18 protein-coding genes and 1 tRNA gene are annotated in these 23,115 nt (G+C 46.2%); 5 read left to right on the forward strand and 14 right to left on the reverse strand.

What is annotated here, in order from left to right:
* Positions 1-3: 3 nt before the first annotated feature.
* The 10 genes from MAF46_RS03540 to MAF46_RS03585 form a co-directional block, all read right to left on the reverse strand.
* Positions 4-282 carry a hypothetical protein gene (locus tag MAF46_RS03540; protein ID WP_020757849.1) on the reverse strand — a complete coding sequence of 93 codons (279 nt, stop codon included), beginning with the start codon at positions 280-282 and terminating at the stop codon, positions 4-6.
* Complete coding sequence (locus MAF46_RS03545) at positions 282-716, reverse strand: DUF948 domain-containing protein (RefSeq protein ID WP_004131946.1); 435 nt, start codon at positions 714-716, stop codon at positions 282-284. Before MAF46_RS03545 ends, MAF46_RS03540 begins: the two co-directional genes overlap by 1 nt.
* Before the next feature lie 141 nt (positions 717-857).
* Positions 858-1,532 carry a histidine phosphatase family protein gene (locus MAF46_RS03550; RefSeq protein ID WP_032819352.1) on the reverse strand — a complete coding sequence of 225 codons (675 nt, stop codon included), beginning with the start codon at positions 1,530-1,532 and terminating at the stop codon, positions 858-860.
* 120 nt (positions 1,533-1,652) lie between these two features.
* Positions 1,653-3,473 (reverse strand): galactose-1-phosphate uridylyltransferase, encoded by a 1,821-nt coding sequence (galT, locus tag MAF46_RS03555; RefSeq protein ID WP_081090758.1) that lies wholly within the window; start codon positions 3,471-3,473, stop codon positions 1,653-1,655.
* The gene (locus MAF46_RS03560) at positions 3,467-3,589 is read right to left on the reverse strand and encodes a hypothetical protein (RefSeq protein WP_004131940.1); all 123 of its coding nucleotides are present in this window, start codon (positions 3,587-3,589) and stop codon (positions 3,467-3,469) included. Before MAF46_RS03560 ends, galT begins: the two co-directional genes overlap by 7 nt.
* Before the next feature lie 840 nt (positions 3,590-4,429).
* A complete protein-coding gene (gene rpsD, locus MAF46_RS03565) occupies positions 4,430-5,056 on the reverse strand; it encodes a 30S ribosomal protein S4 (protein WP_004113375.1) in 627 nt (208 codons plus the stop codon).
* A gap of 408 nt (positions 5,057-5,464) precedes the next feature.
* Positions 5,465-6,244, reverse strand: a complete 780-nt coding sequence (locus MAF46_RS03570; protein ID WP_060785694.1) for an ABC transporter ATP-binding protein — start codon at positions 6,242-6,244, stop codon at positions 5,465-5,467.
* A 13-nt stretch (positions 6,245-6,257) separates the two neighbouring features.
* Positions 6,258-7,469, reverse strand: coding sequence for an ABC transporter permease (locus MAF46_RS03575; protein ID WP_060785689.1), 1,212 nt, complete (start codon positions 7,467-7,469; stop codon positions 6,258-6,260).
* A 21-nt stretch (positions 7,470-7,490) separates the two neighbouring features.
* Positions 7,491-7,925, reverse strand: coding sequence for a DUF4418 family protein (locus tag MAF46_RS03580; RefSeq protein WP_060785688.1), 435 nt, complete (start codon positions 7,923-7,925; stop codon positions 7,491-7,493).
* Positions 7,926-8,376: 451 nt separating this feature from the next.
* A complete protein-coding gene (locus tag MAF46_RS03585) occupies positions 8,377-11,475 on the reverse strand; it encodes an ATP-dependent helicase (RefSeq protein WP_275883744.1) in 3,099 nt (1,032 codons plus the stop codon).
* 440 nt (positions 11,476-11,915) lie between these two features.
* Between MAF46_RS03585 and MAF46_RS03590 the strand changes: the two genes are divergently transcribed.
* The 5 genes from MAF46_RS03590 to MAF46_RS03610 all read left to right on the forward strand — a co-directional run bounded on the left by MAF46_RS03590 (position 11,916) and on the right by MAF46_RS03610 (position 19,228).
* On the forward strand, positions 11,916-12,497 hold the full coding sequence (locus MAF46_RS03590; protein ID WP_060785687.1) for a xanthine phosphoribosyltransferase: 582 nt from the start codon (positions 11,916-11,918) through the stop codon (positions 12,495-12,497).
* 534 nt (positions 12,498-13,031) lie between these two features.
* Entirely contained in the window at positions 13,032-14,324 is a 1,293-nt protein-coding gene (locus MAF46_RS03595; RefSeq protein ID WP_060785686.1) for a thiolase family protein, read from the forward strand.
* 330 nt (positions 14,325-14,654) lie between these two features.
* A complete protein-coding gene (locus MAF46_RS03600) occupies positions 14,655-15,980 on the forward strand; it encodes a hydroxymethylglutaryl-CoA reductase, degradative (protein WP_004131919.1) in 1,326 nt (441 codons plus the stop codon).
* A gap of 124 nt (positions 15,981-16,104) precedes the next feature.
* Complete coding sequence (locus tag MAF46_RS03605; protein WP_269145761.1) at positions 16,105-17,586, forward strand: hydroxymethylglutaryl-CoA synthase family protein; 1,482 nt, start codon at positions 16,105-16,107, stop codon at positions 17,584-17,586.
* Between the two features lie 538 nt (positions 17,587-18,124).
* Positions 18,125-19,228: a hypothetical protein gene (locus MAF46_RS03610; RefSeq protein ID WP_219722671.1), complete on the forward strand. Its 1,104-nt coding sequence runs from the start codon at positions 18,125-18,127 to the stop codon at positions 19,226-19,228.
* A gap of 632 nt (positions 19,229-19,860) precedes the next feature.
* On the opposite strand, the gene MAF46_RS03615 is transcribed toward MAF46_RS03610, so the two are convergent.
* The 4 genes from MAF46_RS03615 to MAF46_RS03630 all read right to left on the reverse strand — a co-directional run bounded on the left by MAF46_RS03615 (position 19,861) and on the right by MAF46_RS03630 (position 23,055).
* A tRNA-Ser gene (locus MAF46_RS03615) sits at positions 19,861-19,945 on the reverse strand.
* Positions 19,946-20,032: 87 nt separating this feature from the next.
* The gene (locus tag MAF46_RS03620) at positions 20,033-20,794 is read right to left on the reverse strand and encodes a Bax inhibitor-1/YccA family protein (protein WP_060785684.1); all 762 of its coding nucleotides are present in this window, start codon (positions 20,792-20,794) and stop codon (positions 20,033-20,035) included.
* 86 nt (positions 20,795-20,880) lie between these two features.
* Complete coding sequence (locus MAF46_RS03625; protein ID WP_060785683.1) at positions 20,881-21,696, reverse strand: GTP pyrophosphokinase; 816 nt, start codon at positions 21,694-21,696, stop codon at positions 20,881-20,883.
* Positions 21,697-21,900: 204 nt separating this feature from the next.
* On the reverse strand, positions 21,901-23,055 hold the full coding sequence (locus tag MAF46_RS03630; protein WP_060785682.1) for a class C sortase: 1,155 nt from the start codon (positions 23,053-23,055) through the stop codon (positions 21,901-21,903).
* Positions 23,056-23,115 lie beyond the last annotated feature (60 nt).

Raw genomic sequence — 23,115 nt, forward strand, 5'->3', positions numbered from 1 at the left:
TAACTACTTAGTATAAGACTTGTTTGTAAACGAATCGTCACGCTTATCAGCATACTTACTAGCATACTTAGAGTTAAGCTGCGACTCGTGGGCTTTTCTGCTGGAATTAAAATCATTGTACAAAGACAGAATCGTGCTTAAAGTAAGATTTTTTGGATCTTTATCGAAGAAGAAATTCCTAGCGTTTTGCGGGAACTTTTCCTTAACGTACGCGCGAGCTTTTGTAACAGACATAACTCCCATTACAAAACCGATGCAAATCCAAAATAAACGCTTAAACATCACTCCCCCTTAGGCGTAAACGACTCGCCAGAATTTGCCGCATGCCTAGCGGAAGATTCTGCTGCATCCGTTGGAACAGTAGCCTTATTAAAGAACGCATTAAAAGTGTCTTTAAGCGCGTAGCAAGCAGATGCAATTTTAACAACTGGCTTTCCAAGAAAAGCGCCATACAAATCCGTAAGAGCGCCAACATTTGTAGCTGTAGTGCGAGCAGCATCTGTAACGGCATTAACGTCTTCAAGGGTTTTGTTCACTTGTTTTACTGTGGTAACAGATTCGTCGATAGCAGGTAAAGCGTGTTCGCCCGATTCCTTAACAGTTTGAGAAATCTGATTGAACATTTTACCCAGCCGAATAAGCGGATAAATCATAAATCCCGAAAGCACCGCAAACGAAATCGCTGCAATAAGAGCAGCAATGTCTCCAACGCTCATCGTAACCTCTTTCCTGCTATTTTACGCACGACTACCCACGCAATGTATTAAAAGATTAACGAAGAGTCAAGACTCTTTTTGTAAATTTAGCGAACACTTAGCGAACACTTAGCGAACACTTTTTGCGCAAACTAATCGCATTTACTCGTTATATCCCTTAATTGTTATAGCTTGATCAATTGGCTCTGCCGTGTTGAAATCAAGGCGAGTTACACTTCCATTTTGCGGGCGCTCGCTCAAATCGTAGCCAGAATGGGCAAAACGATGCATAAGGCTTAAAAGCGTGTTTCCGTGGGAGATTTGCAAAACGTTGTCTCCATCTTTTAACTCTGGATTGCTTGCGATTATTTTGAAACCGCCTTCAACGCGCTTCCAATATTCAATATCTGACTCTGCATCGTGGAATGGGTCGGCCTCTTTAAGCATGTCTCGAGTTGCAGCAAGACCAAATTTTTCAACGATTTCGTTATACGTTTTTGCTCCGTGAGGCGCGCCAGCAGCCCACCAAGCCATATTCATATCTTGGCCTTCAAAATAGCCGTAGCATTGCTCACGAAAATGCATATCACTTACAAGATGCGGACGAGTATTAGTGTGCTTTTCGTTTTCGCTTAAAATACGCTCAGCTGTGATTTGCGCACGAGTTGTATCGGAGCAATATGCTGCAGCAAAAACAATGTTCTTAAGCTTTTGAGCCGCTAAATCGGCGTCTTTAAGCCCTTTTTGAGTTAGTGGAGAATTGCTCCATCCTTGCAAGCGATTGTAGCAATTAAACATGGTTTGGCCATGACGAACTAAATAAAGATGCAACAACATAACTTAATCATCTCACTTTTTGAGTAAAACGCGTAAAAATCAGAGTAATCAAGACTGACTAAACAAATTAAGGCATGACTAATCAAGCATGACTAATCAAGCATGACTAATCAAGACTTACTAATCCAAGTCAACATCTCCTAATTCTTGGAATCTGCTTGCAATCAACTCTGGAGTAGTATCGGAAATCCAAGATGCCATCCCAGCTTCCGACCCAGCCAAATACTTGATTTTATTGGCATCTCGCATAAACGAGAAGAATTGCAAATTAAGGCGATAATGCGAGCGTCGAGAATCGTGCACAGGGGCTTGATGCCACGCTGCAACGTAAGGCAAATCAACGAATTCGCTGGAATTCGCATCACTCGTGCCAGAAGATAAGTCGAAAGCAGGCGAACCTGCAAACGATTTAGCACTCGAATCGCCCGCGTTTGAAGACGATAATCCAAAGAACTTATTAGCACGCTTAAGAAGTGTTATGTAGATTTGCGCCAAATCCCAACGCTCTTGATCGTCAAGCTGATCCAAAGTAAGAACGTCTCGAACAGGAGCAACATGCACTTCTAGCGGCCATCGAGCGGCAGCTGGAACATACGCAACCCAACTGTGATTATGCATAATCACACGCTTTTTAGCTTCAATCTCTGAATTCATCAAATCCTTAAGAAGATTGCTGCCAGTGCGCTCAAAATAAGCCTCCGTGTGGCGCAACTCCTGCTCCAACCTAGGAGCAATAAACGGATATGCGTAAATCTGACCATGAGGATGATGCAAAGTTACGCCGATTTGACTGCCGTGATTTTCAAACGGATAAATTTGCTCAATTCCTTCGATTTGGCTAATTTCTGCGGTTCTAAACGCCCACGCTTCAACAATCGTGCGCATGCGCAAAACAGAAAGATTAGCTGGAAGCATGTTCTCGTTGGAACTAAAGCAAATCACTTCGCATCGACCAGCTGCAGGAGCCTGTTTCCACAATGGATTTCCGTCAACGTATGTTGTTGTATTTGGCACGCCTGCAACCTGAGCCATAGCTGGATAGCGGTTTTCAAAAACAACAACGTCGTAGTCTTCGTCTGGAATTTCGCCATCTTGATACTCGCATTGCGCTTTTCTGCCAGCAAATGGGTCGATTCTTGATTGAGCAGAACCATCCGCAGAACCATCCGCAGAATCATGATTATTTGAATCCTCACCAAGAATCGCAGCTGGCCGCTTTGCCCACAACCTAGACATAGGAATCCAGTCTCCTGTAAGCGGATCTTGGCGCATTTGCGGAACTTCGCTAGGAACTTCGTTGCCTTCGCTATCAACATGCGAAGTAAAACGATACGCTAACTTTCTAGGGTCAATCAGCTCCCTTGTTTTGTGGCCGCTAACGTATTCTGGATTGTCATCTATGTAGAAAAAGTCGCGTCCGTCGGAAAGCTTTGTTGCTGTAATGCGCATATGCTCGCGCGCGTAAGTTCCAGGGCGATACAACTTATACGGATACTCGCCACCAAAATCGCGAATCGGAGATTGCGTTGCGCGCGGCGGCTCTTGCGGCGTAATACCACTTAAAGCCGCAGGCATTGCAGTCATTTGCTGAGTTACATACAACGAATCGCGCACATCGGCAGCAGCTTCTCCTTCGGCTTGAGCTACAAGGCTACTAAGAGACGAATCCCCAACACCCGTACTTGTAATCTTGCTCATAACCGTTTCGTTTGCGCCGCTAGCTTTGTTTCTAGCACGAATCGCGTTAACGTCTATTGCATCAAAAGCATCTGTGTCTTCTAAGCTTTTTTCAACTTCGCGTTCATCTGCCTTCTTATGCTTAGATGCGTCGTCAATCTCGAATCCTGCAGCAGCACCACCTTCAAAGCCGCCGCCTGGGCCTGCAAATCCAGCTGTAGTTGGAATATTGTGCAACCCGTTAATCTTTTTAGGCTCTACCACAAGACCACCCCTTCAAAAGTGTTATTGTTTAGCGCGTCTTTTGCGCGTTTGTTAATTGCGCGTGTGGCAAGTTGTTGTGCTTTTAGCGCATTCGCTTTGGTATTTTGTTGAGACATCTTTGACTCCATCGTCTCTTCTACTCTCTAATCTTCTTTTATTGCGTATTCTGTTTTACTTGTATTTTGTATCTTCTTTTATTCTTTTGTATCTTAATAACACGCTTTAGACGCTTAGTTACCTATTATATATTTTCTGATTCAACACTCGCACAATGTTATATTTTGTAATATAACGGGCATTGTTGTAATGATTATATGTGATTTTGTTTTATTATTAAAGTGTTTTGTTGCATAATGTTCGGTTGCTTGAGACCCTTCCCTAACAAAAGTTAATACTCACCAACACGTAACCAGCTTTTAGCATAACTCAGATTGCTTTTTATACAATCGCACTACAAGGCAGGTCGTGTCGTTCACACGGATTAGCCGTGCGAACGTCTTCGCTTGCGTTGAAAGCACACCGTGCTTTCAACCTTAAGCAAGCTCAGCGCGCCAAATTGCCTTCGCGCGCTACGCTTTAAGCGCTACGGCAGGTTGGCGCGCAAGTGCGGTAGAGATTCGAGATTTTTCGCAGCGGATGAAGCGAACCTCAGCATCTTTGATGGTGATTCGCTGAAGCAGCAAGAAAAATCGAGAATCTCGGTGATGAAAGATACGCAAAAGTTCTAGACATTCAGAAGGTTTGATGTATTTCTATACGAGCAATAAAAGAGGAGCGTAGCGACGGGATTTGCGAGGAGAGAAATACTCAAACCTCGCGCAATACCAAGTAAGGAAGCTCGCACGCTACGCTCTAAGCGAAAAGGCAGGTCGGAGCGCAAGTAAAACGCATTGACCCCCACTATGCAATGCACAGCAGGGGTCAAGCGGTATGTCCTTAAGAATGAAATCCAGAATTTAGCGAGCGTAGTACTCGACGACGTACTGGATGTTGACTTCAACTGGAATCTGATCGACTTCCGGCTTACGAGTCAAAGTAGCCTTCAAAGAGGCAAGATTCACATCGAGGTAACCAGGAACTGCTGGCAAAACGTCACGATGAACGCCTTCCGCAGCCATCTGGAATGGCACCATTGTCTGGCTCTTAGCGCGAACCTGAATGGTCTGGCCTGGCTTAACACGGTAAGATGGGCGATCAACAAGATTGCCATCTACCAAGATGTGACGATGCACAACAAACTGGCGAGCTTGAGCGGTTGTACGAGCAAAACCTGCGCGCAAAACCAAAGCGTCAAGACGGGTTTCCAAATCGGTGAGCATTGCGTCACCAGTCTGACCTGCAGTGTGCGTACCCTTTTCGTAAGCTGCACGAAGCTGCTTCTCGGAAAGACCGTACTGAGCGCGAAGACGCTGCTTCTCGCGAAGACGTACTGCGTAATCGGACTCGGTACGACGACGAGTGCGACCGTGCTCACCTGGAGCATATGGACGCTTCTCGAAAATACGCTGAGCCTTTGGGGTCAAAGCGATGCCGAGGGCGCGAGAAAGACGCACCTGACGGCGAGAACGCTGAATATTAGTCATTACTAATCCTTTATTCTGTCGTTATCTGAACGGAACGTGAACCAAACTTTTACGATTATTCACGCTGAGCCGGCCTCTCCAGTGCTTCTTCGTGCAAACACACGAACGCGAAAGCATTAAAACGCTTAAATAACGCCATAATTCTTGCGCGCCGACCCACTGATGGGCTAAGGCTCCAGATAATGCCTACGAAAATAGGCATCGTTCCCTATACTACTCCGCGCCGTAGAATATGCGCGACGACCTGCCTTTGTGCTTGAGCGTAGCGCACAAAGGCAATTCGGAGCGCTGAGCCGCTTAAAGCAGAAGCATTGCTTCTGCGCGGCGAAGACGTGAGCGCGGCTAATCCGCGCGAACGCTTTAAGCTACAAAGTGCAGAAAATCGCTCGCGCGTTATGTTTTAAGAGCTCAGTCAAAGCGAGCACGAAGTACGCCAGAGTCCATTGCGTAAACGCAATCAGCGCTTGCAGCGACCGATTCATCGTGAGTCACAACTAGAACAGCCGCTCCAGAATCCGCACAATCGCGCAGCAAAGACACAACAGTTTGCGTGTTTTGCGAATCCAAATCGCCAGTAGGCTCGTCCAAAATCAACAAACGCGGCTTATTAATCAAAGCGCGCGCAATCATAACGCGACGCATTTCTCCGCCAGAAAGCTCGCGCGGATAGCAATGCGCAAGATCGTCCACATTAAGTCGCTTAAGCAAATCCATAGCGCGTGAAGTCAAACTAGCATAATCATTCGGATTAAGTTTTTGCGCTGAATCGTCTACTCGCTTAGAAGATGCGCGCGCAATCATAACAGGCAAAATAACGTTATCTAGCACATTCAAATTAGCAAGAAGCGTTTGCGATTGCGTAACAAAACCAATGTTTTTTGCGCGAATCGCAGAAATTTGCTCGTCGCTTATAGAAGGCATCGAAATATTGCATCCAAAAATCGTAACACTTCCGCGCGTAGGCTTTAAAAGCCCTGCAAGCATGTTTAATAGAGTTGACTTTCCATTTCCAGACTTGCCCACAATCGCCGCAAAATCGCCAGCTTTAAGCGAAAAATCAACATTATCTACAGCAATAAACTTGCGATTTTTGCGCTTAAATTCGCGAGTAACATTTTTAAGATTTACGACTAAATCACCTAAGCCTAAATCGTTGCCAATTACTTTATTCGCCACTTCACTTGCCATCTCACTCGCCACTTTACTCGCCATCTCTTAAAGTCAAATACGCTTCCCTGCTTGCAATTCGCCCCACAATAATCGCAGAAGTTACCAAAACACTAGCAAGCGAAAACGCTACAGAAATCGCAGCAAGCGCGCACACAAGCCAAACATTCGATTCCAAATACGGCAATTGTAACTGGCTAGAAATCGCAATATTGTACGGGAACAAAATAAGCGAAGCAAACGCAACGCCAATCACGCCACCTGCAACGCCAATCACAGCCGATTCGCGCGAAATCATGCCAAAAAGCATGCGCTTATTTGCGCCCAAAATCCTCAATGAAGCAAATTCCCTCTTGCGCTCAGATGTAGAAGCCGCAAAAACGCACACAAGAATTAACACGCCCACAGCCCAAAACGCAAAAACGCCAAGAAAAATCGCCTTGTTTAGAACCTCTAAACTCTTTTTAGTCTGCTCGGTAATTCCGCCAGGAAAAACCATTCCAAGACTTTTAATTCCGCTAGTTTTACGAATATTTTCCGCAACATTTTGCGCACTAAAACCCTTACGCACTTTTACAAGAACCGCACTAACCGCCTTACGTGCGTATTTTGCAGGAATCGCAGTGTGACCAACCTTCGACGAATATTTAACAACCGCTGGAATCGTATCTCTGTTTACAAACACCGAGTTGTCTAAGCTAGTGCCCGTTTTAGCAAGTTGCGCAACAATCGGCCATTCGTGCCCATACAAGCGAACCGTATTTTTGTAAGACACAAGCACGTTTGCGCCTGCAATCATCTGCCCTTTTTTAAGCTCGCTTTTGTGTTGCGAATAAATCCATGGCGCAATTACAAAGTCACTAGCAGGGTCAAAACCTATGATTTGCAACTTTTCCGCGCAGCATCCAGCAGATAGAGAAGATATGTAAGTTTGCACGCTTGCTTTTTCAACGCCTTTTGACTTTCGCACAAAATCCTCAATATTATTCGTAAAATAAAACGTGCTAGATCCGCCATTAGTAAGCAACGCTTCTGCACGATTGTATGTGTTTTGCGGAATCACCATAATATCCGCGCCAAGGCGAGCGCGCATGCTATTTAGGCCATTTGAAAGATTTAGGGAGATTAGCGAGCCGCCAAAAAACACTGCAGCTAAGCACGCGGAAACCACGATTAACGCGGCAGTTCTTAGCGGCTTTTGCTTTAGGTTTTCTAGCGGCAATCGCTTTAATGTAATAGTTCGCATAGTAAATTACTTGTATGCGCACTAGCAAGCAGATTTAGTGTCAAGATACACGCTAACAGATGCAAACACCAACGCGAGTACAGATAACACAATCAACGTTGGACGCATAACAGATGCGCAATGCATCATTGGGCTCTTGCAAACACCAATAAGGAAGGTTGTAGTAGAAATCATAAACAGAGAATTAACGATTACAGCAATATTTAAGCCAGCGCGAACGTGCTCTTTAACGAATAGTGCAATAATGCCTAAAATCGCAATAACTACGCCAATTCCAATAGCCACGCGGCTTGTGTAGTAGCATGCCATAGGCTGCATCATCATAGGCATTTTAGCCATTTTAGACATTTTGTGCATGCCTCCAGTTGAGCATGGTTTTGCAAATGTTAATGGCGCTATAGCAATAAGAATTCCAAAAACAATTGCATGAAGCGATGCGAATAATTTGTTCTTCATAATAAATACCTCATTAAATCTAGTTATTATTTTTTAGTGTTGCTTTTCTTTAATGCAACACGCTTTACGGCACTCACGTTTGCAAGCGCCACGTCTTTTAAATCTCGTTTATAAATACAATCGCACTTATAACTACAATCGCAATGCTTAAGAACCTAACCAACTTCCCCTTGAGTCACAAATCTTACACATTTGCGATTTTTACTTTTATATTTTTCTTGCCTTTATATTTTTCTTAACTTTATATTTTCTTGCCCATGCACTTTTTTCTACTCTTATATTTTTTCGTATAGTTTAATAGAAAACAAGTCTTGAATATTTTGTTTTCGTGTATATAATCACGCAATAGTCATAACAACATCACAATTAACAATTTAAAGTAATCTTTAATAGGGTTGTATTATTTTGCGTGCAACATTTATAAAACAAAAAATTTTACAATTTTACAATTTTACAATTTCTCGATTGGTGCAACTCTTAACATAAGTCGCTTTACACCATCCGATCCAAAATCGACTGTAATAATCGAGTTTCTGCCCTTGTCTTGCGTTTTAAGAACAGTTCCAAGACCGTATGTGTCGTGCGAAATCTTATCGCCTTCGTGGAAATCATTAATGTTTAAGTTGTTATCTTTTTCTTGCAAACTCTGCTTTTTATAAGATAATGACGATGCGGATGATTGCAAATTTGAGGCGGATGATTGACTCTGATACGATGCGCTTGATTTTCTAGCGATTCGAGTGGTGACTTTGCTAGATTTTGAACCGTAAGATTTTGAACCGTAAGATTTTGAACCGTAAGATTTTGAACCGTAAGATTTTGAGCCATATGAGTTGCCATATGACTTTCCGTATGAGTTGCCATATGAACTAGAGCCATAAGACTTTGAGCCATAAGACTTGCCATAATGCGATTTGTTGTAACTAGATCCGCCATAACTAGATCCGCCATAAGTTGTGTACGAATCGTCACCCCAACCGCCATCGCTGCCAAAATCGTCGGAGAAATCGCCAGCAAAATCGTGGTCAAAATCACTGCCTGCTCCCCTAAGCCCAGCTCGCATAACATCTGCTTCCGTGCGCTTCCAGCAAATCAAATCCGCAGGAATCTCATCCAAAAACTGGCTTTGAATCATCTCTGCAGACTTGCCCCATTGCGATCGCTCAGCTGCCCAAGTAACGTACAAAATTTTCTTAGCACGCGTTATGCCAACGTATGCAAGACGGCGCTCCTCGCAAAGCTCTTTTTGATTGTCAACACAGCGCGAATGAGGGAAAGTGCCCTGCTCCATACCAGTCAAAAACACAACAGGATACTCCAAGCCCTTAGCTGTGTGAAGTGTCATAAGCGTAACTTTTCCAGTATCTTCGCCCTGGTCTGGAAGCTGATCTGAATCAGCAACCAAAGCCGTAGTCTCCAAAAAACCAGCAACATTAGCATCAGGCGTATTCTGCTCATACTCGGCTGCAACCGATTGCAATTGAGACAAGTTATCTACTCTAAATTCATCTTGAGGGTCCTTAGACTCTCGCAAATCCTGCAACAATCCGCTTTCGTTAAGCACGTTCTCTACAACCTTAGAAGGCTTGGAATCGTTAGCTTTCATAAAGTCAATAAGCGAAGTCATAAGATCCCTAAAACTCTTAAGCGCGTTAAAAGTTCTAGATGAAATACCAATTTGCTCCGCAATCTTATCTATTTGACTAAGAGCAGACCAAAAACTTATAGAATTTTCTTTTGCATAAGACGTAATCTGCGACTCAGCACGCGCGCCAAGACCACGCTTTGGAACGTTCAAAATTCGGCGCATATTAACATCGTCATCAGGGTTTGCAATCGATTGCAAGTAAGCAAGCGCATCTTTGACTTCGCGGCGCTCATAGAACTTAGTTCCGCCAACAAGTTGATAAGGCAAACCCGACTTAATAAGCGCATCTTCTAAGCTACGCGATTGCGAATTTGCGCGATACATAATCGCAATATCTGAGTAATTTACGCCATCTTCGCTATCTTCACTTGCCAAGCGCGCGATTTCTTGAGCAACCCAAGAAGCCTCGCCTTGCGCGTTATCGGCCACGTAACCGACGATTGGCGAGCCTTTGCCTAAAGACGTCCACAACTTTTTAGGCTTGCGATTAGTGTTGTTAGAAATCACAGCATTTGCAGCGTCCAAAATGGTTTGTGTAGAGCGATAATTCTGCTCCAACATAATTGTTGTAGCGTTTGGAAAATCCTGCTCAAAGTCTTGAATATTGCGAATATCTGCACCGCGGAAAGCATAAATCGACTGGTCAGAATCGCCAACAACCGTGATTGAAGATTGCGGAAGCTGAGTGGAATCTGAGAGTTCTGCGGAGTCTAAGGAGTCTGCGGAAACTGGTGAAACTGGCGAATAATCATTCAAACTTGCGTCATCCACGCCTGCAAGCTGGCGAATCAAAACGTATTGCGCGTGATTTGTATCTTGATACTCGTCAACCAAAATGTAGCGGAACTTTCGCCTATAATACGCGCTAACTTGCGGATTTTGGCGCAAAAGCTTAACTGTTAGCATAATCAAATCGTCAAAATCAACAGCATTCGAAACGCTAAGCCTATTTTGATATTCCGCGTAAACAGCAGCGTAAAGCGCATCGGCATTGCCAGCAGCATTAAAGCTAGATGCGCCAGATACAGACGCGCCTGGCTTATAATCTGGCGCGTAATTTTTAAGATTTTCCTGCCATGTAACCAAATTATTTTTGAAATCAGATATCTTAGACAATAAAAGTTTCGGCGTAAACTTTTTAATATCGATGTTCAATTCGGAGGCAATTATTTTAACAAGACGCTCGCAATCGGAAGAATCGTAGATAGAAAAGCCCGATTTTAAGCCGATTGAATCGCCATGAGTGCGAAGAATCTTAACGCAAGCAGAGTGGAAAGTAGAGACCCACATGCTATTTGCGGCAGGTCCGATTAAGCTTGCCAGGCGCTCGCGCATCTCCGCTGCCGCCTTATTTGTAAACGTGATTGCAAGAATTTGGCTCGGCCACGCTTTGCGATTAGCCAAAATCCACGCGATTCGGCGCGTAAGAACACGCGTTTTGCCGCTGCCTGCGCCAGCTCCGATTAAAAGCGCGGGGCCAGTGTATTGGACTGCCTTGGATTGCTGGGGATTTAAGCCTTCTAACAGTGTTTGAGGGTTGATTTCGGGGAGGCTGAGGTTGGATGATGTGGATGGCTGTGCGATTGGTGTGCGCTGGAATGATTGGGCAGACTGGTTGTATTGGAAAGATTGGGCGTACTGTGCGGATTGGCTGTATTGAGTGTATTGGTTGGACTGGTTGTATTGAGTGTATTGGGCGGAGGCAGCGGAAAAATCGCCAGCCGCCGTAGAAGCAGAAACTTCGCTCGTCATATCTTCATCAATAGAAGCATCGCTAATAGGAGCATCACTAATAGGAGCATCGCTCTGCTCGTCGGTAACATCATTAATAGTTGCATCGCTCTGCTCACTGGCATCTTCTGGATTGCCAAACAAATCAAAATCGTAACCGTACTTGCTCAAAAGCCCCTCGCTCCCGTGTTCCAAATCGCAAAAATTAAACTCTAACCAATTTTAACGGACGGCAGCCAAACACAATCGCAGCGTTTTGCGAGTCGACGACGTTAGCGCGCCAACCTGCCGGAGCGCTTAAAGCGTAGCGCGCGAAGGCAATTTGGCGCGCTGAGCCGCTTAAGGCAGAAGCACTGCTTCTGCGCGGCGAAGACGTTCGCGCGCTTAGACCGCGCGAACGACTTTCCTGGGTTTGTTCCCTTTTTGGTCGATTTGGTAAACAAATGCGGGGAAAAAGAAACAAACTCGGGGGGGGGGGAAGAAACAAACTCGGGCTATACGACATACCTTCGAGCTTAAAGCGTAGCATGTAAAGTGAGTCAAAGCTGGGGGTAAGCTATACAGATACACGCCGAACACGCGGAATGCTGCGCAATTTGAAAGGAATCATCGTGCAAGAACTGGAAGAACGCATCCAAAAAGAAGGCATTGTTAAGCCAGGAAATGTTTTGAAAGTCGACGCATTCCTTAATCACCAATGTGATTGCGCGCTTTTTGACGCAATGGGAGCCGCGTGGGCGCAGCATTTTCAAAACACGCAAATCAACAAAATCCTAACAATCGAGTCTTCGGGAATCGGAATCGCGTGCGTTGCTGCGCGTCATTTTGGCAACATTCCAGTGGTTTTTGCAAAGAAAGCGCAATCAATCAACTTGGATGGCGATCAATACGTATCTACCGTATTCTCGTTTACAAAGCAGCGCGAATTCCCTGTGATAGTGTCTAGAAAATATTTGAGCGCAAACGACCACGTTTTGATTTTGGACGATTTTTTGGCCAATGGCAAAGCTTTACAAGGGTTGATTGACATTTGCAATCACGCTGGGGCCACGGTTGCTGGCATTGGTATTGCGATTGAAAAAGGCTTCCAAGGCGGCGGAGATGCGTTGCGCGAAGCCGGATATGACTTGGATTCGCTGGCGATTGTGGACGCAATGGATCCTAGCGATGGGTCAATCACATTCCGCAAATAGCGATTCTCGCGCACTTTGTAGCGAAAATAGGCTGAATTTGGTATAAATTCAAACGAAGACTCGAGAGTATTCCTCTTGTTTGGTGTTGCGCGAGGTTTGAGTATTTCTCTCCTCGCAAGTCCCGTCGCTACACTCCTCTTTTATTGCTCGTATAGAAATACATCAAACCTTCTGAATATCTAGGACTTTTGCGTGGTTCTTATCACCGAGATTCTCGATTTTTCTTGCTACTTCAGCGAATCACCATCAAAGATGCTGAGGTTCGCTTCATCCGCTGCGAAAAATCTCGAATCTCTACCGCACTTGGCGTAATCTATGCAACACAGTTGTGCGCAAATTGTGAAAAAATTAAACATAATTCTTCACAAATCGCAATTTTGCGTAAAAATACGATAAAGTAGTTCGGTTAGTGTTTGAAACCTATCACTCTAAATGTGCTAGTTTTCAACATGCAATTTTTGATAATTTTCAATAAGATAGCTTGATCGATATGGCTTTAATCGGCTAGTTTTCAACTGATTGGCGGCTAAACGTATGAGTGATGTTGTGATTGTAAGCGCAGCGCGCACACCGATAGGAAAATTCGGAGGCGCGTTGAAGTCGCTCACATCTGTTGAGTTAGGCACAATCGCAGCAAAAGCCGCCATTGAACGCGCAGGAATCAGCCCAAAATCCGTAGATCAAGCGATTTTTGGAAACGTACTTCAAGCATGCAGCGGTCAAAACGTTGCGCGCCAAATCGCGCTTAGATCGGGACTTGATGAGTCAAGTTGCGCAATGACAATCAACGAAGTTTGTGGGTCTGGTCTTAAAGCCATTCGCCTTGCGCAAGCTGCGATTTGCATGGGAGACGCACAAGTGGTAGTTGCTGGCGGCACGGAAAGCATGAGCAACGTGCCGTTTTACGCGCAAAACGTGCGATTTGGTGGACTTCGCTACGGAAACAGCGCGCTGGTTGATGGCCTGAAAAAAGACGGACTTTGTGATGCTTTTACTGGCAAAGAAATGGGAGTTACCGCGGAAAACGTGGCTGCAAAGTTTGGCATAACGCGCGAGCAGCAAGACGCTTTTGCACTAAAATCCCACAAGAAAGCCGTTTTTGCGCAAAATAACGGCGATTTTAACGCGGAGATTGTGCCCGTGCAGCTTATGGACGGAACTATTATTAGCCGCGATGAGCATCCGCGCGCAAACACATCTATGGAGAAATTGGCTAAGCTTAAAACGTTGTTTGAGGCGGATTTTGGAACGCGCGAAACTTGTGGAATGAGTGGAGCGAACTGTGGTTTGAGTGAGGCGGATTCTGGCAGTCGCGAAGCTGATGGAATGAGCGAGGCAGATTTTGGCGAAAAACACTCTCCTACTGTAACCGCTGGAAACGCAAGTAGCATCAACGACGGCGCTGCAGCACTCGTATTAATGAGCAAAGACTACGCAATCGCGCACGGAATCGACTATTTGGCAGAAATCGTGGGATTTGCAGAAGGCGGAATCAGCCCAGATCTTATGGGATACGCGCCAAAACACGTTATGGAGCGCATGCTAAAAAACACTGGCTACACCGTTGAAAACATTGACCTTTTTGAGATTAACGAAGCGTTTGCTGCGCAAAGCATAGCCGTGTGCCAGCAGCTGAACATAAGCGAAAGCAAGCTGAACGTAAGAGGCGGCGCGATTGCGCTCGGGCATCCTTTGGGAGCTAGCGGAGCCAGGATTTTAACAACACTTCTTTACGCACTTAAAGACAATCACATGCAAAACGGCGTTGCGGCGCTGTGCGTGGGAGGCGGAATTGGAGTGAGCATGCAAGTTAGGATGCGAAAGTAGAAGTAGTAGCAGCAATGCGATGCGTGCGTGTTACGTTAGGCTTTTTGCGACTGGCGATGTTGCGACTGGAGAGTGTGTGTTGCGACACGCGCGGAGTAAGTCGCAGAACACATACGGAGTATTACGTATGCGAACGATACTGCTTACGGAGCGTTATGACACGCGCGGTTGCTGGCGACTTTGCGGATGCTGGCGATTCGTCTATTACTGACGACTTGAAAATAGCGTAAAGTAACGTAAAAGCAACATTGCAAAAGTGAAAAATCGTAAAAATGAAAATAGTGAAAATAGTGAAAATAGCGCAAAAATAGCGTCAAAAAATGGAGAAACATGGCAGCTTTTCGAGAATTAAGCGTAGAACAGCGCATAAAAACGCTGGAATCAGAGTGCGCGCTTAGCGGCGATTTTGCGCAACTTCTGCTCACGCAACTCGCGCAAAGTGGTGAAGCAAACATTCCTGCAAGCGTTGCAAACAGCATGATCGAAAACCAAATCGGGCGATTCAGCCTGCCAGTAGGCGTTGTGCGCGGCCTAAAAGTAAACGGCGTTATGCGAAACGTGCTGATGGCCACTGAAGAGCCGTCCGTGATCGCTGCTGCATGCAACGGTGCAAAAATCGCGTCGAAAAGCCTAGAAAACGGCGTTGTAGCACACAGCGAGCATTACGTTACGCGCGCGCAAATCGTTTTTGAAGACGCGGACGGAAGCATAGCCAAAAAACTAGATAGCATAATGCGCGACGAGTCAAAACGCACGGCGATTAGTGAGGTTGCGCGCTCCGCGCACCCATCAATATACCAACGCGGCGGCGGATTAGAACGCGCACAGGCGGCGGCGTTAACAGGCTTCGCCAAGCTAACACTAGACATAAACGCGTGCGATGCAATGGGGGCAAACATTGCAAACACCATTGGCGAAGCTGTTAAAACCCAGCTGGAGAGCTGGGTTGGGCGCAAGGCGCTGGTGGCAATTCTTGCCAACTCCAGCCGCGCGGCAACAGTCGCCGAAGTACGCATACCCGTAGAAGCGCTTGTGTCTAGCGCAAAAACTGCCGCGGCTGGAGATGCCGACGGCATGCGCCTTGCGCGCCGCATCGCCGCCTTAAGCTCCCTGGCCTCCGTAGACGCGGAGCGCGCTGCAACCCACAACAAAGGAATCCTAAACGGAATAGTGGCTGCAGCACTCGCGTCTGGCAACGACACGCGCGCATTGCAAGCCGCCGCGCACGAATGGGCCGCAAAATCAGGCCGCTACATGCCTCTTTCAACGTGGACTTTACAAAATAACGACCAAATCCTTTACGGCCGCATCGAAATCCCATTGCAAATCGGCACGGTGGGCGGCGCAATCGCCTCACTCCCAATGTCAAAAGTCGCGTTGCACCTTGCTAAAGTCGAGAATGCCAACGATTTTCGCAACGTTCTAGCAGCAGTCGGACTCGTTCAAAACCTTGCTGCCCTTCGCGCTCTCGCGGGTCCTGGAATCCAGGCTGGCCACATGCGACTTCAGGCTGCAAACATCGCCATCGCTTCTGGAGCACATGGTGACGAAATCCAGAAAGTTGTGCACGCGCTTCTAAACGAAAATTCTTCCGATTTGAACACGAATTCTGCAAGAATAATTCTTGATGATTTGCGCAAGCGCAGGAACACGTAAAACCGCAAAAACGCGCGGTTAATGGCCATTTTTCCGCGGAAAATTCGGAAGCTTCCGCGCCGTAAAATTTACACCACTAAAATCACACTTAAAAAAAAACACTTAAAAAAAAAAACAGGAAACTATGAGCAACACACAAAAAATACAAAGCACCACACAAAACACACCAGACACACCAGTCAACACACCGAACTCCCACAACAACACACTCAACACGCCACAAAACAACACACCAAACACGCCCCAAAATCCACCAAAAGTCGGCATCGACCGCATAACTTTCGCAACTCCAAATTGCTACCTAAGCATGCGCGACCTTGCGATCGCGCGCGGAATCGACCCGAACAAATTCATAATCGGAATCGGCCAAAGCCAGCAGGCAGTGCCGCCAAATCATCAAGACATCGTAACGCTTGGCGCTCAAGCTGCGCTGCCGCTGATGCCGTACATCGATAGCAGCCGCCTAAAAATGGTGATCGTTGGTACAGAAAGCGGCGTTGACGCCAGCAAATCCAGCGCGCTCTACATTCACAAACTGCTAAACCTTAGCGAGTGGGTGCGTTGCGTGGAAGTAAAAGAGGCGTGTTATGGCGGAACTGCTGCACTTATGATGGCTCGTGACTACGTTCTGGCACATCCTGGCGCGCAAGTTTTGGTGATTGCTGCAGACATTGCGCGCTACGGCGTTGGCACTCCTGGCGAGGTGACGCAAGGCGCTGGTGCTGTGGCGATGCTTGTAAGCGAGAATCCGCGCGTGTTGCAAATCAACGATGACAGCATTGTAAAATCGGCGGAAATCCAGGATTTTTGGCGGCCTGTATATCAAAGCACAGCTTTGGCGCGCGGAAAGTTTTCAACCGAGCAATACATTCGCATGTTTTACGACGTCTGGCAGCGATACAGTGCGGAAAACGCCTGCAATTTCAACGATTTTGAGGCGATTTGCTTCCATCTTCCGTACACAAAAATGGGACTTAAGGCGCTTCGAGCTGGGCTGGAGGAAAATTCGGGCGCGCCGCACGCATGTGATGGCGTGTTGCACGCAAATGACGGCGTGTCTATCACAAGCGATACTAGCGAACGTCTTCTTGCGCGATACCAAGACAGCACACAATACAGTCGCAGAATCGGAAATATTTACACTGGTTCACTCTATTTAGGCTTAATTTCTTTACTTGATTACGATTATTTTAGGAATTCTTGCGATTCATCAGAGTCTGCTGGCGATTCATCAACGGTTGCTGGCGATTCGTCTGCGGTTGCTTGCGATTCGCCCTCCGCAACGCACACAAACGAATCACCGATGCGCCCGTCTCCCCTACTCCCAGGTCAAAAAATCGGCTTATTCTCTTACGGTTCGGGCGCTGTAGCAGAATTCTTTAGCGCAACACTTGTTCCAGGATGGCGAAGCGCGCTGTTTTCCAATCAGCACATAAAAACATTAAACAATCGCACGCAATTAACCGTTTCGCAATACGAGGAGATGTTCAACAGCGCAGCACCTTATTCTCCGCAAGATTTTGTAAGCAGCCAGAAAAATCGAAGTGGCGCGCGATTCGTGCTTGACTCCATCAAATCTCAAGAGCGCAACTATCGTTCTATCTAGCTGTAGTGTGATTGTACCGAATTTCAGCGTTTTTTACGATACAAACGCACTACATAAACACGCAGTCCTGTAGTGCGATTGTACCGAATTTCAGCATTTTTACATACAAACACACTACACAAACACGCAGTCCTGTAGTGCGATTGTACCGAATTTCGGTGTTTTTTAATACAAACACACTACACAATCATTAAAAAATAGCCTTTAACCACATTGCTAAAAATCTATTTACAAGAAAAACGTCGCCACTTATTATCAGCCTATGGAAAGTAGAAAAGTTTTATACAACACAGAGACATCTTGTAGAAATACAAATCTCCCTGCCAGACTCATGAACAATTTACTTGAGTCGGAGCGAAATAATTCATGCCTAATGGCCTCAAAAGTCAACTCTCGCAATGATTTGCGTCCTAATTTCAAATCTGGAAATTTAGTTGAACCGTATTGCGGTCTATATGTAAGAACTGAAATTTGGAACAACATGCACTACAAGGACAGAGTTAGATTTGTTGCTACGGGAATTTCACAAAAAATAAAGATGAAAAAATGGAAATTCACAGCATCAACTGGCGCAGCATTGCTTGGACTGGAAGTTGTTGCACTACCAACAACACATGCCAACAATATAGAAATTTTTATAGCATGTAGCAAAAAAGCTAAGCGCAATCATGATATAAATATGCGCAAAATCAAAAATCCTGTGTTGCGAAATCAGATTAAAAAGATTGCAATTCAAGATATTATTAAAAATCAAAACGGAATTTATCTAGATTCAGATGCTGACAATTTTAATAAATTAGATGAGAATACGAATTTTTTGACGACATCGTCATTTGGACATATTGCAACTGATGAAGAGCTTGCGATTAGTCATGTTGCCAGCATTTACAACGTTCTCTACGTGTGCGCTTGGAAGGGGTCGTTCGCCGAGTCGCTAGCAACTTTCGATTCTGCTGCTCGAAAAGGTGAAGATCTTAACAAAATTTTGCGTGTTTGTCGTAAATTTTACGGCTCCATGGATTGTTGTAGTGATACGCCGCAGTTCTTGAACAGTGTTCAGAATCCAAAAAACGCGGATTTTTATGGTGTAAATTATTCGCCTATCAACAATCCAAATTTTCTTGGCACCGATGAATTTGATGTTTTGTCGCGAATGGAGACTTTGGTAAACTATGCGAACCCTAAGAGCGAAAACGGCGGAGAATCGCTTGCGCGGGCGATAATGCTTGAGCTTGGTTTTGTGGAGCCAGAGTTGCAGCACGAGTTTCCAAACCCGAATTATCCACAGAGCCCATATCGCGCAGATTTTATGTGGAAAGTTAACGGAAAAATTATTGTTGGAGAGTTTGATGGCACTGATAAATATTTGATTGAAGATAGAACTTTGCTTGATAGCCGCTCGGCTGCTTACGACTTGCGCACTGAGGATTCTGATGGAAGTGTTGAAAATATCAACAACTTAAGCACAAATACCTTATATAGATATAATCGTGATGCAGTTAGGAAGGAACGCAATAGAGAACGGTGGCTTATGGATTGCGGAGTTGTTAGGGTTGTGCGATTTGATTATTGCGATATCTTGAATCCGATTGAGTTTAAGAAGAAGCTGCTTTCTGCGGGAGTTCCTGTGGCCGTTGCGTAACCAAAACAAGTATTAAGGGTGTAGTGCGATTGTACCGAATTTCGTCATTTTTTTATACAAACGCACTACACAAACACGTAAAACTGTAGTGCGATTGTACTGAATTTCAGCGTTTTTTAATACAAACACACTACACAAATAAACAAAACCGTAGTGCGATTGTATCTAAAATACGGCAGGTCGTCGTTCGCGCAGATTAGCTGCGCTCACGTCTTCGCCGCCGTAGAAGCACACCGTGCTTCTACGCTAAGCGGCTCAGCGAGTCGAGGTGATTTCTCGCGCATTATGCAGCTCGAAATCGTCGACTCGCACGCAGATTAGCTGCGCTATTCCTCACGGCTATTAGTAGCCGTTCGGCTGATTTGGCGCATGCTAAGCCACGCATAGCGTGGTGTCTGCTGCGTCAATCGAGACGCAGCAGACCTCGCTTGCGTTGAAAGCACACCGTGTGCTTTCAACCTTAATCAAGCTCAGCGCTCCGAATTACCTTTTCGCGTGACTCTCAAGCGAAAAGGCAGGTCGTCGCGCAAACACACTACACAAAACCACTAAAAACAAGCCAAAAACGTTGATATATCGAGGGTTTTCGGCATGAAAAAGGGCTTCTAGCGATTTGCTAGAAACCCTATTTGCGGATGAGGCGAGATTCGAACTCGCGGTAGGTTTCCCTACAACGGTTTTCAAGACCGTCTCCTTAGACCGCTCGGACACCCATCCATGTGTGCTCGCTACGCAATATGCGTGTCAATCACACAAGCGAATAGCCTACCATAATCCCTAGGAAAAAACGCGCAGGCTCCGCACCTAGTCGCGTCTATTCCCCAGTAACTCTAGCAAGTACACAAACATGTTGATGAAGTCCAAATAAAGATTAAACGCGCAAATAATCGAAACGCGCTTAATCATTTCTGGCTGATTAGCATACGCTTCAAAAATCGCACGAGTTTTTTGTGCATCGTAAGCCGTAAGACCTGCAAAAATCAGCACTGCAATCGCAGCAATAAGTCGCATTGTTCCAGCGCTTGGAGCAACAAACATAAGAATTACCTGGCTCACGCACAGCACCAACAAAGCCACCATAAGAATCGGGCCAGCCTTAAGCATATTCACTTTTGTAGTAAGCGCAAGCATTGTAAGACACAGGAAGAATCCAGCCGTTAAAGCCAGAACCATTGCAATAGAGCCTAGGCTAAACACAGTAAAAATCGTGCTAAGTGTAAAGCCTGTCAGTGCCGCATACGCGTAGAACATTGCGCGCGCAGCAAAAACGCTCATTTTCATAACGCGCATTCCAAGAATAACAGCAAGCACCACTTGCGCAATAATAATGCCAAAGAAGCCGAACCTACCAGTAGCATACAAGTAAGAGTAAAGAGCACCCGTGCTTTGCGTAAACATTGCAACAAGCGTTGTGACGATTAGACCAACGGTCATCTCTGCGTAAACGCGACGCACACTCACTCGCTCTGCCTGCTCGCGCACATAAGTAGCTTGCGAGTCTACAATTGTTGGGTTTTGCGCAAAATCGCCAGCATAATTGCCGTTAAAATTTCCAAAATCTCCCATATATCCTCCTAAATCCTTATTAAGTATCTAATTATAGTACATTTGTACGACTATGCGTGTCGAACAGATCAATATGTATTGGCTTGCTACGACTCAGGCGCATCCTCCACGCGCGGCGCACCATTAATATCGCGATGAATACCCTGCATTTGCGCCTCAATGGCCTGCAAATTCTGCGCACACTCAAGCAGCGTCTTGGAATGCTCCGCCAACTTTGCGTCCGGCAAATCAGCCTTATACCGCAGCGCATGCTCCAAGCTCGCCCAATAATCCATTGCAATTGTGCGGAATTGCACCTCCACCGGCGTGTAATGCGCGCCCGACGACAAAAACACCGGCACAGCGTAAATCACATGCAAACTGCGGTACCCATTCGGCTTTGGGTTTTTAATGTAATCCTTAACCTGCAGCACCTGAATATCCGTTTGCTTGGAAAGGTATTGCGCAACCGCGTACACGTCGTCGCGATAGTTGCAAATCACGCGGATTCCAGCCACGTCGAACAGGTTGTCGCGAATCGAACGCGTTGATATGCTTAGGTTTCTGCGGCGCAACTTCTCAAAAATCGAGTGCACGGATTTTAGTCGCCGCTCCATGTGATGCACGGGGTTGTGCGAAAATCGCACCTGAAACTCGCCGTCCAAAATCTCCAGCTTCGTGCTAATTTCGTACATCGCGCCTTCGTACACCTGCATCATGTTTACGAATTCGTCCATTTGCTCGGGCGGAAGATGCGGCGTTTCGCTTTTTATAGGTGATTTTTGCGCGGACTTTTCGTCGGCGGTTGCTTGCGACTTTTCCGCGGCGGGTGCAGAGGCGCCTTGCGCCCCACCATCGCTAGCCCCTTGCAAGCTTGCGTAAAGTTCGGACAAATTTAAACGATTATGACGATCAAGTATCACGTCTTTTTATTTTACTCGCAATTTTGTTATAAGTCTGATAATCGCCTGAGAATATGCGCGCTACGCTTTAAGCGCTCATGCAGGTCGATTCGTGTGCAGTTTAACCTCTCCGCGCATCGTTCGCGCGGTCTAAGCGCGCGAACGTCTTCGCTTGCGTTGAAAGCACACCGTGCTTTCAACCTTAAGCAAGCTCAGCGCTCCGAATTACCTTTTCGCGCTACGCTCGAAGCGAAAAGGCAGGTCGTCGCGCAATATGTGCTTGCCGCGAATATCCCACTTGCGCCGCCTCTTACCAGCCGCCGCCGTAATCATCATGGAAAGAATTGCCGCCGAGAATATCATCGCTATAACAAACAGCGTCATCCAAAGCGGCCACTGCACATGGTCCTCTGGCGCCGCAACAGGGTCTGGCAGCACGCGGTAGCCAGTCACCAGCAGCCTGTGCGAGTTGATTCCGTACGGCGTGCACGTAAGCAGCGTTGCCAAATCGCGCCCATGCTCGCGCTGCAGCAGGCTTATGTCGTGCGGATCCACCACGTTTATGCGGAACACCTTGTATCGCAAGGTCTCGCCTTGCACGTCAAGGTAAAAGTAGTCGCCCTTTTTAAGCTCGGTTAGCGAGTCAAACATGGTTGCGTTCGGCAATCCCGTGTGCGCGGTGATAACGGTGTGCCGCCCCTTGCCGCCCACTGGCAAATCCGTGCCGTACAAGTGCCCAGCGCCTCGCGCCAGAGTATCTTGCAGCGTGCCGTGGTAAATCGGCAGCTTTACGCCAATCTTCGGAATTTTTACGATGCCAATAATGCCCATCGGCTCCTCAAGCGTTTTAAGGTAACGCTTGTACGCGGGCGTGTTGACTATGCTTTCCTGGCCGTCGCCGCCGTACGGGTCTCGCGTGAGCATATCTTTGCGCGTTGCGTTGTAGCGCTTTGCTGCGCGGATATGCGCGCGCCGCACGTCGCCAGCCTGGTCGTGGTTGTATTTATCGTACGCAGTGGAAATCTCCTTAGAAACGTGATTATTCCACAGCGTTGAGCACACAGGGTAGCTAAAGCACAAAATGCCTGCAAGAACCAGCGCAATCGGCTCTAGAATGCGCATCAGCGCGCTTTTCTTTTTAGTTATTTTTTTAGTTGTTTTTTTAGTTTTAAGTGTATTTTGGTTTATATTTTGGCTTGAGATTGAACGTGGAGTTTGCTCTTCGGAAGCTTCCGACTTTTCCGCTAGCAAATCACTCGCACCAGCCACACTGCTCGTGCTAACCACACTGGAGGTACGCTTCGCCTTATTCTTAAACAACTTAGCAACCGCGCGCTCGCTCAACGAGTGGCACCAATTGCTAATATCGGCTAGCTTCATAACTCCTCCAAGCTCAAGCTATTGAATGAAAGATAATATTTGGTTTGATTTTGCTACAAA

Source organism: Gardnerella pickettii (assembly GCF_029226345.1).
GTDB lineage: Bacteria > Actinomycetota > Actinomycetes > Actinomycetales > Bifidobacteriaceae > Bifidobacterium > Bifidobacterium piotii.

Coding starts and splice junctions, on each gene's coding strand:
- MAF46_RS03540 (WP_020757849.1), bottom strand. CDS start 282: ATGTTTAAGCGTTTATTTTGGATTTGCATCGGTTTTGTAATGGGAGTT.
- MAF46_RS03545 (WP_004131946.1), bottom strand. CDS start 716: ATGAGCGTTGGAGACATTGCTGCTCTTATTGCAGCGATTTCGTTTGCG.
- MAF46_RS03550 (WP_032819352.1), bottom strand. CDS start 1,532: ATGTTGTTGCATCTTTATTTAGTTCGTCATGGCCAAACCATGTTTAAT.
- MAF46_RS03560 (WP_004131940.1), bottom strand. CDS start 3,589: ATGTCTCAACAAAATACCAAAGCGAATGCGCTAAAAGCACAACAACTT.
- rpsD (WP_004113375.1), bottom strand. CDS start 5,056: ATGACTAATATTCAGCGTTCTCGCCGTCAGGTGCGTCTTTCTCGCGCC.
- MAF46_RS03570 (WP_060785694.1), bottom strand. CDS start 6,244: ATGGCAAGTGAAGTGGCGAATAAAGTAATTGGCAACGATTTAGGCTTA.
- MAF46_RS03575 (WP_060785689.1), bottom strand. CDS start 7,469: ATGCGAACTATTACATTAAAGCGATTGCCGCTAGAAAACCTAAAGCAA.
- MAF46_RS03580 (WP_060785688.1), bottom strand. CDS start 7,925: ATGAAGAACAAATTATTCGCATCGCTTCATGCAATTGTTTTTGGAATT.
- MAF46_RS03595 (WP_060785686.1), top strand. CDS start 13,032: ATGAGTGATGTTGTGATTGTAAGCGCAGCGCGCACACCGATAGGAAAA.
- MAF46_RS03600 (WP_004131919.1), top strand. CDS start 14,655: ATGGCAGCTTTTCGAGAATTAAGCGTAGAACAGCGCATAAAAACGCTG.
- MAF46_RS03605 (WP_269145761.1), top strand. CDS start 16,105: ATGAGCAACACACAAAAAATACAAAGCACCACACAAAACACACCAGAC.
- MAF46_RS03610 (WP_219722671.1), top strand. CDS start 18,125: ATGAAAAAATGGAAATTCACAGCATCAACTGGCGCAGCATTGCTTGGA.
- MAF46_RS03620 (WP_060785684.1), bottom strand. CDS start 20,794: ATGGGAGATTTTGGAAATTTTAACGGCAATTATGCTGGCGATTTTGCG.
- MAF46_RS03630 (WP_060785682.1), bottom strand. CDS start 23,055: ATGAAGCTAGCCGATATTAGCAATTGGTGCCACTCGTTGAGCGAGCGC.